The following is a 12,120-nucleotide window of genomic DNA, read 5'->3' on the forward strand; positions in this document are numbered from 1 at the left end:
AGATTATATTTGTCCAACCCACCAGCCCGGATCGTTCGTTCGAAACGCATGTCTTATTGCATGTCTATGATCTTCAGCTAAGGGGCCGGCTTCAAGAAAGGAACAATTTTGCAGCACATGGTTTAATTGAGTAGTACCAACAATACACGAACTGACTCCGGGTGTAAAAGCTGTGAATCGCAAAGCTAATTCTTGCCAGCTCAGATCCCGTCTATCTAATTTCATGGTATTCCATCGCCACCAGTACTCTTCGGCATACTCTCCTTTTGGACACTCAGCATAACGCCATGGTGCATTGGCCACAGGACGTTTTGAAATGACGCCTAAACCGCGAGCTAAGGATCGAGTAAGAGCACCATCGATAACACGCTGATCACAAATATTCAATGAATGTTCTACGCTTTCAAATCGGCCGGAATCCACAGCCCAATCCAGAGCTTCATTTTCACCTGAATATGCCGCGACCCGTACTTTGCCTGCCCGTACCGCCTCTTCCAATGCACGCACTGAGCTACCTTCCTTTAATGTAGTGCGCGGACACGAATGCAAATGAACAATATCAAGTACATCTGTTTGAAGACGACGAAGCGCCTCATCAATACCGGCATGGACACAGTCGTACGTCCAATCGGTATATCCGGGAATGTCGTATCCGACTTTTGTCGAAAGTACGATCTCATGTCGCCGATGTTTTAAATGTTTTCCGATCCGTTCTTCCGACATTCCGTACCCGCGAGCTGTATCAATGAGTGTAATTCCTCGATCCACCACTTCATTGAGTAATCGCCCGGCATCAACATCCGAGAAGGTTGCCGCACCTAATTGCCCGGCTCCGTACCCCAGCACCGACACTCGCAATCCTGTTGTTCCAAAGTCACGATAGATCATGCGAATTTCGTTTAGTTCTTCTGCTTCAACAATTCATCCCAAGCCAATGCACTTGCGCCTAAGACGGCGCTGTTGCCTTCAGGCAATCCTGATGGGAGCAGCTTGACTTTATTCTTAAAGATTTTAAATAGACGCTCTTCCATCGACTGTTTCGTTGGTTTGAAAATTAAATCGCCGGCTTTCGCTAATCCGCCAAAGAGGATGATTGCTTCAGGACTGAGATGGGCTACCGAATCTGCGAGCTTCATACCGAGAATCTTTCCCGTGAATTCGAATGCTTCAAGCGCAAGCTGATCACCACGCCTTGCAGATTCATAGATCATCTTCGACGTTAATTGTTCAAAAGTGATATTTCGTAATTCACTCGGCGCTGTGCGTGTGCTCATTAATTCCTGTACTGTGCGGCATATACCGGTTGAAGAAGCATAGGCCTCAAGACATCCCTTGTTACCGCAGCCGCATACACGTCCATTGGGGTCGACAATTGTATGACCGACTTCACCAGCAAACCCGTCTGCGCCATAAAGGAGTTTGCCGTCGACAATGATTCCACTGCCTAAACCTGTCCCCAGCGTGATCACGAGGACATGTTTCATTCCTTGAGCGGCACCAAACACCACTTCGCCCATCGCGGCAGCGTTTGCATCGTTGGTAATAACCACCGGTACTTTCATATGCTCTTTTACTATTTCAACAACCTTCGTCACACCTTTCCACAGCAAATTCGGCGGATACTCGACCGTACCGCGGTAATAATTTGCATTCGGTGCACCAATCCCAACTCCCAGCATTTCATACTGCGCGCTGATGTTGTTCAGAAGGGCATCTGCATTCTCATGAAATCTCTTGAAGAATATCTCCGCCGGTTCATGGGCGTTTGTGAGCATGGACTTTTCCACAACCACTTTTCCAAGACGGTCGACAAATCCCAAGACAGTGTTTGTTCCACCAATATCAACACCGAGAGTGACTTCAATTTTTCCCATATTTTTGTTCCTTATTTTTTGTAAACAACTGCTCGTTTATCTGAAAGGCGTACTATGTATATCCAGTGTCTTTCCATTCTTGACATTAATATATTTGATACAACAAGATAATTTATTTTTTTGTAATTAGCGTGAGACGGAGGTGATCAATCAATGCTGGATTCTCGATAGTGTTCATATTATCCCAAATTATGCGATAGAAGTTTCCTCACCACTTTGAAGTACTGTAAGTCCTTTTTCCTAAGGAACTTACAGAAATTGGTCTGGAATTCTATAAACCCATTGAATATAAAGAGTTATTCATGTCGTCATTGATCTAATGCATAATTTGGGATTATATTTATATTTTGATGTAACGCACCGTACCATAAATCGGGACGGTTTGGGGTTGTCCAAAAAGAAGAAAATGTCACCCCGAACTTGTTTCGGGGTCTATATTTTTACAAAAAACAGATGCTGAAACGAGTTCAGCATGACAACTCCGGACTTTTTAGACAGCCACATGAAGGGGTGGTGTACTTTGTTCTTTTTCATTCCATGTTTATTAGCATATACGCTGGTTTTGCGTAACATCAGTTATATTGTCCAGATGATCTCTTTCAATTATCTGGTAATGGACTCAAGACAACAAAACCTAACGATGATAATTGCATCTCAATCTGTCCACTCGTCATTAGAATATTCTTGTTTGTAAATAAATCTTTCCACTTACTATTCAAATTCGTCTGAAGCTTCAGCTTCGTGTTTACTGGTGCCGAGCCAAAATTAATAACCACGAGCACTGAATCTTCCCCTTTGATCCGAATGAAGGATAATACTTTTTTGTTCTCAGAATTTTGTACCGCCGAATATGATCCGCTCACCAATGCCGGATGCTGTCGGCGAAGTAACGACAAGGTTTCATAGAGCGTTCGAAACTCAGCATTCTTTGACCAATCGATATCTGTTTTTTCGAACAATCCCAATCTCTTCGTGTTCCCAACTTCTTCGCCATTATAGATTAAGGGAATTCCTGGATACGTAAAAGTAAGTACGGCAGTCGCTCGTGCCCCTTGAGGAGTGAATTTTTCTACTGCAGGTCCGTCATACGCATTTTTATCATGGTTCGTATTGAACCGCATCCGCAGCGAACCTTTCGGAAATTGATATGATTCCGATTTCAGGAGATCATGTAAGATCGTTGCCGGTGTCGTGCCGTTAATCACTTTCTCGAGAACGTCATAAACATTCCACGAGTACGTCAGATCAAACGCTTTGATATGATGTTCCGGAAGCGTTCCTTCTGACAGCATAATGACAGGTTTGATTGCATCGAGTTCTTTCACTGCAGCTTCCCAGAAGTCTGTCGGTACCAGTTCGGCCACATCACACCGGAATCCATCAATTCCGATATCGCGAACCCAGTACTTCATCATGGTGATCATATACTGCCGCAATCCCGGATTATCATAATTCAGATCTGCAACATCTGCCCAATCCGGATTCGGCGGAATGATTTTCCCGGATACATCGTGCGTGTACCATTCGGGATGGCTCCTGAGCATTGGATTATCCCATGCTGTATGATTTGCGACAAGATCTATGATGATCTTCATTCCCTGCTGATGAACTGAATTCACGAGGGATTTAAAATTATCCAATGTTCCAAATTCGGCATTGACGGCGTAGTAATCCTGGACAGAGTAGGGACTGCCCAGTAATCCTTTTCGATTTATTTTTCCGGTTGGATGAATCGGCATGAGCCATACAACTGTTACCCCCAATTTTTTAAGCTCTGGAATTCTTTCTTCGAGCGCTTTCAAAGTCCCCGCTTTTGAAAATGAGCGAAGATAGACTTCATAGATCACAGCATTTTTTACCCACTCTGCGCTTTTCTTTGCATCCATCGAACCATATTTTGTTCGGAACAATTGATCAAGTTCATTCGTGGGAACGATTGTCACCGGCTTGTAAATGCCACCGGGGCCGCTGTTATCATTTACCCGTACAACAATTTCATTCGTCCCAACCGTGACTGCTTGATCGATGGGCATATTAAACGACTCACTGTATCCGTAATGTACTCCCACCATTATTCCATTCACCCATACAACCGCATCATCATCCACACCACCAAAGAAAATCGAAAGAGGCTGGGAAACGTCTTTTACTTCTATCTTTCGTGCAAACCAACCTACGCCATCATAGGTTTCTAAACCATGATATCGCTCCCAATAGCTAGGTACATCTACCTCGGTCCACGTACTTCTATCACAGCTTTGAGAAAACCATTCTTCAGCAATTCCCTTATTCAATGAATCGACTTTAAACAACCAACGACCATCAAGTGCCAATGGTTTCTTTTGCATCGCATACACTCCTGCCGTAAAGACTAACATCAACGCAACAAATCTAACAGATCTTTGATTCATGGCAACATTCTTTCCTGTCTTAACTTTCAGTTTTTTCATCGACATCGTCTACACGAAGCACAAGGAGTCCGGCAATAACCATGGAAGCACCGCCTAGGAGAAGTGCATAGATCGCATCTCCGCCAAACAAATGCTTCACGTACCATCCCAGGATTGCAGCAGCAGTAATCTGGGGAATGACAATAAAGAAATTGAAGATACCCATATACACACCCATTTTTTTAGCCGGTAAGGAACCGGCAAGGATTGCATAGGGCATTGCCAATATGGATGCCCAGGCGAGCCCGATTCCTAATTCAGATATAAGGAGAAGTGTTGGATTCTTTATGACATAAAACGAAAAGAGCGCCAATCCTCCACAGAAGAGACTGATCATATGAACGGTTTTCCGATTTGTTTTTTTAGCAATCCAAACAAGAACAAATGCCATCACGGCAGCAAAACCATTGTAGACCGCCATCAATACGCCAACCCAATCTGCTCCTCTATTATAGAGTTCAGATGTCGGATCGGTGGCACCATAAATATGATGAGTAACAGCAGGTGTGGTATAGATCCACATAGCGAAGAGAGCAAACCAAGAAAAAAACTGCACAAGTGCCAATTGCTTCATGGTCTTCGGCATCTGATAAAAATCGTTAAACACCGTTACCGTCCCCCCTTGCGTCTTTCCCTGTTGGGTAAGGAAACCAACAACCAACTGTAGAATACCGAAGATTATAGAGCCGACAAAAAGAACATAGAGACCATAATCAGTCTGTTGAAAATAGAAATAGAGAATTGCAGAACCGATGAGACCGATGATGAACCATACCAACCCATCACGTAAGAATCTGTTTGCGGAAATAGATGAACCGGTATCGGTTCCGGTTCTTGACCGGGCATCACTATCGGACTCCGTGAATTTTGCCAATTCTTCCGGCGAATATTCTTTAGTGCTGATGACTGTCCATAAGACAGCGCACAGGAAAACCGCTCCGCCAAAATAAAATGAATACTTCACCGAAGCCGGAATTTCTCCTGCAGGCGCAGTATTTGCAATACCGAACCAGTTCGTCATGACATAAGGAAGTGCGGATGCCACGATGGCGCCGGTTCCTATAAAAAAGCTTTGCATCGAAAAACCGATCGTCCGCTGCTCGGAGGGAAGCATATCACCGACAAATGCGCGGAATGGTTCCATCGAAACATTGATCGATGCATCCATAATCCACAGCATACCAGCCGCAACCCAGAGCACTGGTGAATTCGGCATCGCCAGCAACGCAAGAGAAGCAAGGATTGCTCCTGATAAGAAATACGGCCGTCTTCGTCCTAACCTTCCCCATGTTTTATCACTCATATGGCCGATAATCGGCTGAATGATCAATCCCGTGACAGGTGCTGCAATCCACAGGATAGGAATATCATCGATCTTCGCACCGAGGGTCTCAAAAATTCTGCTGACATTGGCATTTTGCAGTGCGAAACCAAATTGGATGCCAAGGAATCCAAAACTCATATTCCAGATTTGCCAGAAATGCAGTCGGGGTTTTTTCATGCTGATCCTGTTCTAGTATTTTTGTTGGAACAATATAATTTCAATTGACTTACTGATATTTCTCGCACATTTCAAATCCCAGAATACAAAAATCAAAAAACAAATAAATTCCAAATATCAATATCTCATTTTGCTGATCCGTCATGTCTGGAATATAACACTTTTGAATTTGTTTGAAAGTTGTGCTATGGTTATTTGAAATATTATCCTCGATTTTAATTTTGAACTTTGAACACTCGCCATCCAATCGCAGGAACCAAGACACTCGCCCGGTTATTCTTAAGATTCGCTTTTTCACCACTGATAATATCAACAAGGTCACGTGAACGATACAGTTCCGGAATGAGGAGGTCAACCGTTTGTGTACGCTCGTTTTTATTCAAGACAACGAGCATTCGTTCATTACAATCTGAACGCATATATGCATAGACCGTCGTATCAGCTCGAAGCGTGAGGAAATCGCCGTACCGCAGCGCCGAATGCTGGTTGCGCATTTTCACGATTTTCTTTGTTTCGTTCAACATTCGTTTCTCAAAGATGGAAAGTTGATCCCCGAAACGCATCATCCGGCGGTTGTCCGGATCGTCGGCACCTGTCATTCCAAATTCGGAACCATAATAGATCACGGGCAATCCTGGTATTGTGAACATGTAGGCATAGTACAATTCTGCTTTCTTATAGCTCGAAGGATGATCAACAGTCGGCGGATTATTCCATGCCATCTCACGCGTATCCACTCCTTGATTTCGTACCTTCCCATCAGCGTACGCCATGTAACGCACTTTGTCATGGCTGTCCATAATGTTGCCCATAACATTATTATAACCGAAGGTATCGAACGATTTCTTTATATGAAAATCGATTGCTGAAAAAGAGCGGTCCTTTTCGAGAAATACCGGAATGGCAAAATACGAAAGATTAAAATTGAACTGCGCGCTGAGCTGACCATTGTTTACATACGATCCAATGAGACCATACTCACCAAATGTCTCGCCAATCTGATATACTTTCTTGTGCATCGGCATCTCGATTTGTTCCTTGAGTTTCCGTGTCAGCGTTCGCCAGAAACTATTGGGAACATGCTTCACTGCATCGTGACGGAACCCATCCGCCCCTGTCTCTTTGAGCCACCAGATTGCATTATCAGAGACAACGTTCAGCGCTTCCGTTGACTTTGTAAAATCAAACGAAGGCATATATGGTTCGAACCAGGTGGTGAGGCGCTGTTCATCCCAGAGACGTAAATTCTTCCTCCCATCGGGTAAGTCCAATGATCCAAACCATTCAGGATGTTTTTGATAAAACGGATGCTCGATATGAACATGATGAGCAACAAAATCCAGCAGCACCTTTAAGTGGTGCTGGTGAGCGAGTGAAATAAGTTCCTTCAACTCTTTCATCGAGCCGAACTTCTCTTCCACTTTTGTATCGCTGATCGGCCAATACCCATGATAGCCGCTGTACCATCGATGGGGAGCCGGGTATTCACGATAGGCTTCATTCGGATTATCATTCACCGGAGAGATCCAAAGAGTATTCACTCCAAGCGAATCAAAATACCCTTCCTTAATTTTATTCAAGATTCCCTTGAAATCGCCGCCGTGATAATTTGCCGGATAAAAGATAGAATCATGAACAACAGGTTTATCGTTTGTTTTGTCGCCATCAGCAAAGCGGTCAATCATAATAGAATAGATTGAACCATCATACCAGGACCATGGAGAGATCGAACGTCCGGCAGGAGTTCCATTGTAAAGAACCACCTGCTGTATATTGCTCGTTTTGCCTTTACGGGAGACAAAGACTCGAAGCGTTTTGTCTCCTTTGAGTTCTTTTTTTGTCAATTGAACGGCTATCGTGTTTGCTTCAAGTGTAATCTTCTTCCTATCTATTTCTTGATTATCCAAAAGAGCAAAAATTTCTTTTTCACTGAACGATGACAGATCACCTGTGCTTTCATAGATAAAGGATATCGATACTCGATCTTCCGAATTATTATATGATCCGATGTGGAGGAATGGTTGAGCTGTATCTGTCTCACTAATTCGCAAGACTGAATTGAAATCATCAAACCCTGTCGGTGTTTTTTCGGAATTCGCCGGATCGACAATTTCCTTCCCATCGACGATAAGCTTATAGATGTAGTTACCAGGATCCAACGGCAATATTAATTCATACGTACCTATTCCCTTCATATCTATCAGCTGATCCCTTTCTTTATTCCAATTATTAAAACTCCCCGTCACACGTACATACCCCACCTTCTTCATCGGTGTATAAGAGAACGTATGCAGCTGCTGAGATGAACGTACTCCCAGGACGATGATAGGAATCTGATACTTTACTGCGCGAAGAGTGAACTCGATAAGAGTCGCCCCGAGAAAATTATTTATCGGCTTGAAAACAACTGTGTTTTGTTCTTTCTGATAGATCGCCTGAATATCTTCATTTGCACTGAATTGCAAATCGTACGTTTTTGCGTAGAAGAGATCACTCACGAGAATGGTATCCGTCCGCCCATAGTTTATTTTTACGGGCTGAATGAGATCTGTAATTTCCTGGGCGTACCCCTGTCTAGATAAACCGAGCAAAACAATCAGGAGAATACAAGCAAATGTTCGTTGTAATTTCATAGTTCTACTCATGCATTGCTACGATGACAGTTTTTTTTGTGCGACGAAAGTGGACCATGCGATTATAGTGTACCAGCTTTTCGTTTTTCCTTTACCATGGTCCAAAACAATGCGGACAGCGCTAACGACACACCGCTAATAATGAATATAATGTTTTTATCGATAGAATTTTTAATAATGGTACCGACGAACAAACTTACCAATAACTGCGGCAGGACGACCGATAGATTAAAGATACCCATAAAAAATCCTGTCCGGCTCTGATCGATCTTTTCCGTCATAATAGCAAATGGCAAACTGACCACTGCTGCCCAGCCGATACCTGCAACTGCCATCAAGATGTAGAGCATGGAGGGAGTCGTTCCCAAAAAGACAATGCCGAAATATCCCAGAGACATGATCGCCACACATGTCATATGTGTCTTTACCCGGCCGATTTTTTCCACGATGGGTTCAAGAACGAACGCTGGAAGAATAAATCCAATAGTGTTAAGAATAGCAAAAGCAATTGCGATGATCTGACCTGAGTGTGCATTGATAATGCTTTGATCGATGATGCCGTTAAAATACTTTTGCTGAATGAATGCTATGATATACACGAACATGGTTTGAATGCCGATCCATGAAAAGCCATGGGCAAAATAGATACGAAACAGTTGTCCCCATTCAGTAGCCGTCGCGGTCTTGTTCTTCGTTTCAGCATCCGTCGCAACTTTGAGATCCTTATTCTCCGTAATGAAGAACATAGGCACAAATGAGAACAGGAATACGAGCGCCACGCCAGCATAAATCAGAACATAATTACCAAGTGTTGCGCCGATGAGGTACGCAAGCACGCCAAAGAATCCCGAAATGGTCTGCATCCAGGTATATCCTTTCGTGCGCGGGTTTCCTTCCGGCGTTACGTCAGCGATGATCGAACGTGTCGGATTGAAACTGATATTAATTGCAAGATCGAGTGTCAGGGCAACAACGATTGCCACGGCCAACAAACTCTTCACGCCGAGTTGGGCAGTGATCACATCGATGTTCGGTAATGCAATAAGCATTCCTGCGGCAAGCACACCGCCAATCAAGACAAATGGACGGCGGCGTCCGCCCCAAAACCAAACCTTATCGCTGATTAATCCGATAATCACCTGGCCGAAAATACCGGCAAGCGGTCCAGCTGCCCAGACAAATCCGACTTCATCAATGTTAAGATTGTATTTTGTCGTCAGCAGCCAGCTCAGCGCAGAAATCTGGATGGAAAGTGCGAATCCCATTGCCGTTGCCGGCAGACTGAGTAACACGTAAAAGGATTTTGTTAATTGTTCCTGAATGCGTCGCATGACTGTTTCCTTTGATAGTTTTATTTCACGCCGAAAGTATCTTTGATTCGTATCTGCTCGCCCGGCTTCACCGGACTCATGAATTCACGGTTATTTGCCGCGAATTCTTCACTCGGCACCCAAACACCCTCCTCACCGCTGTTCGTATATTTATATTCCACTTTGATGTTGGGCGGTAATAACAATTCAACAGTCCAGATGCCGTCGCCTTTTTTCTCGTCGCCATGCGTTCCATCGTCGTACATTTTGATAAGATTGGGCGTCCAATTGCCAAGTACACCAAGATTACCGACGATGTAAATTGATTTTGGAACTTGCATGAGTGCCGCGTCGACTTGAAAGAGTACGGTGACCATATCCTTTTTACTTTGAGCCATCGTTCCTTGCGATTGGCTGATTCCATCTGAATGATCAGCAATGAGAGGTGGAAATTCTCGTGACGGCATTTCGACACCGGTCTCTTGCGCAAAATTATAAACATTCTTCAGCAATGTAATAAATCCACGATCGAACGGCTTATCCCCTCCCGGCGCAGTCTGATCATTGCCGTACCACCAGAACCAGTCAGATCCTTCAGCGGCATACATCGATTCCCATGCTTTGTAAGCAAACCACTCGGATGTTCCCTTCTTTGGGGCGGGAGCATTTGGATGAGGCGGCTTGATTCCCGATTGCTCGAGATCATTTCGTGCCGTGAGAAGATATTCCCACGCCTGATTTTCTTCTTCTTCACCAATCCATGTGTCAAAATTTGCATTGATCCATGAACCCGGCCAGAGCCATTGCAGTTTTGGGAGTGAGTGCATCGGATGCGGCGGAATGTTTCGCGCCGGATTTCCTTCAAGATACTCCGTTGGTGTCACTGTCTTGATCTGGCCAGCTGCATCAAGTTCTGTCAACTTCCGGTACATTGCATTGAGAAATTCTTTTCCATCATTATCGTACCGATATGACTCCCATGCATTTTCACCATCCAGAATAACAGTGAGCAATCGATCTTCAGTGCCACCGTGAGGTGCATACTTTAAAACGCTTTTTACAAAATCGTCTGCGGCTTCTTCGCCTTTGAAGGTTTGATATGTGAATCCAATCTTATCCGAGATTTCCGTATCGCGAAATACGACAGCTGCAGTTGCGGAAGTCTTCGTCTCATCAAGTACAGCATATGGGAAATATTTCGGCTGGTTGTTTGGTGTCGATCGAGCTAAGACCTTTTCATCCGTTGCTATCCATTGAATACCATATTTCTGAAAGATGGGCAGAATATCATTCGCCGCCGACCCTTCAGCCGGCCACATTCCAGATGGCGGCACACCAAATTGCTGTGTGTAGTATGCAACTGCTTTTTCTACTTGAGCATCGGCATCTTGCGGATAATGGAAACGAGAAGGCACCGGATCGTTCGGCTGACAGATTTTTTCTAGATCGGTGTCATAAATTAACGGCAAAATCGGATGATAAAAGGGCGTCGTAATGATCTCAATTTGACCCTTGTGTGAGTTTTGATGGTACATCAATTGTTTGTGAATTGGAATAATCGCCGAGAGTATCTTGTATGTCTCTGCAATCATCCTATTGCAATCTTGTTCTGTGATAGTTTTCTTCAGCGTATATGTTCCATCAGATTGTTTCTTGATGAGATCTCGCACATCGACCGTCATACCATTCGCGAGCGCTACACGCTGTTCAAAGAAATCCGGATCAAAATACGCCAAATAGAACCAGAATTTTATCTCACGCCGATCCTGTTGCGACAGACTGCCTGCCCCGGTTTGGAGATATTTTTCCTTCAGCGCCTTGTACTCCGGAAAGCGATTCATCATAACGCCGCTGACACCAAACGCATTCCATGGATCGCTCAATAACAACGCAAGTTCATCGCCGGTGAACTCTTCCGTTGGTTTCAACGCCAAATCAATCCACGGATCTGTCTTCCCTTCCCATGCATCTAAAAATCTTTTCGCATCGATGCGGTTCTTTTTCACATCCACGAATGGTTTCAAACGTTGTACATAATAATCGTCCAATTGATACAGCAGAGATGATGTGAGATTGACCGTGCAATGGATCTTTGGATACTTGCCCACCAGCGCTGCCATATCATAATAGTCTTTTGTCCCATGTGTTCTCACCCAAGGGCCCTGTAATTGATCCTTCGCCGGATCAAGATAGAGCGGCTGATGCTGATGCCAGATGATATTGAGGTACAAAGATTTCCCTGGCTTTGGATCAGAATTTTGAGACGGTGCTCTGAACACAAGAAGGACACTGCAGAAGAAAACCAGAGTCTTCCAATTGAAGATCGATCGAATCATGAACGAATCTCTCTCT

Annotated in this window: 7 protein-coding genes; all 7 read right to left on the reverse strand. The window is 44.2% G+C overall.

Going from position 1 to position 12,120, the window contains the following annotated elements; all coding sequences use genetic code 11:
* Positions 1-3: 3 nt before the first annotated feature.
* On the reverse strand, positions 4-888 hold the full coding sequence (locus NTX44_05230) for an aldo/keto reductase (protein ID MCX6121000.1): 885 nt from the start codon (positions 886-888) through the stop codon (positions 4-6).
* Positions 889-899: 11 nt separating this feature from the next.
* Entirely contained in the window at positions 900-1,874 is a 975-nt protein-coding gene (locus NTX44_05235) for an ROK family protein (GenBank protein MCX6121001.1), read from the reverse strand.
* Positions 1,875-2,473: 599 nt separating this feature from the next.
* Positions 2,474-4,285: an alpha-amylase family glycosyl hydrolase gene (locus tag NTX44_05240; GenBank protein ID MCX6121002.1), complete on the reverse strand. Its 1,812-nt coding sequence runs from the start codon at positions 4,283-4,285 to the stop codon at positions 2,474-2,476.
* Between the two features lie 19 nt (positions 4,286-4,304).
* Complete coding sequence (locus tag NTX44_05245) at positions 4,305-5,825, reverse strand: MFS transporter (protein ID MCX6121003.1); 1,521 nt, start codon at positions 5,823-5,825, stop codon at positions 4,305-4,307.
* A gap of 215 nt (positions 5,826-6,040) precedes the next feature.
* Entirely contained in the window at positions 6,041-8,458 is a 2,418-nt protein-coding gene (locus NTX44_05250) for an alpha-amylase family glycosyl hydrolase (protein MCX6121004.1), read from the reverse strand.
* Between the two features lie 62 nt (positions 8,459-8,520).
* Positions 8,521-9,789 (reverse strand): MFS transporter, encoded by a 1,269-nt coding sequence (locus NTX44_05255; protein ID MCX6121005.1) that lies wholly within the window; start codon positions 9,787-9,789, stop codon positions 8,521-8,523.
* A 20-nt stretch (positions 9,790-9,809) separates the two neighbouring features.
* The gene (locus NTX44_05260; GenBank protein ID MCX6121006.1) at positions 9,810-12,104 is read right to left on the reverse strand and encodes a hypothetical protein; all 2,295 of its coding nucleotides are present in this window, start codon (positions 12,102-12,104) and stop codon (positions 9,810-9,812) included.
* Between the last annotated feature and the right edge of the window lie 16 nt (positions 12,105-12,120).

This window comes from Ignavibacteriales bacterium (genome assembly GCA_026390575.1).
In the GTDB taxonomy this organism is placed as follows: Bacteria; Bacteroidota; Ignavibacteria; order UBA10030; family UBA10030; genus Fen-1298.

What these genes read in the sequence shown, in the direction of transcription:
- NTX44_05255 (MCX6121005.1), bottom strand. Translation starts at nt 9,789, where the DNA reads ATGCGACGCATTCAGGAACAATTAACAAAATCCTTTTACGTGTTACTC.
- NTX44_05230 (MCX6121000.1), bottom strand. Translation starts at nt 888, where the DNA reads ATGATCTATCGTGACTTTGGAACAACAGGATTGCGAGTGTCGGTGCTG.
- NTX44_05245 (MCX6121003.1), bottom strand. Translation starts at nt 5,825, where the DNA reads ATGAAAAAACCCCGACTGCATTTCTGGCAAATCTGGAATATGAGTTTT.
- NTX44_05235 (MCX6121001.1), bottom strand. Translation starts at nt 1,874, where the DNA reads ATGGGAAAAATTGAAGTCACTCTCGGTGTTGATATTGGTGGAACAAAC.
- NTX44_05240 (MCX6121002.1), bottom strand. Translation starts at nt 4,285, where the DNA reads ATGAATCAAAGATCTGTTAGATTTGTTGCGTTGATGTTAGTCTTTACG.
- NTX44_05250 (MCX6121004.1), bottom strand. Translation starts at nt 8,458, where the DNA reads ATGAAATTACAACGAACATTTGCTTGTATTCTCCTGATTGTTTTGCTC.
- NTX44_05260 (MCX6121006.1), bottom strand. Translation starts at nt 12,104, where the DNA reads ATGATTCGATCGATCTTCAATTGGAAGACTCTGGTTTTCTTCTGCAGT.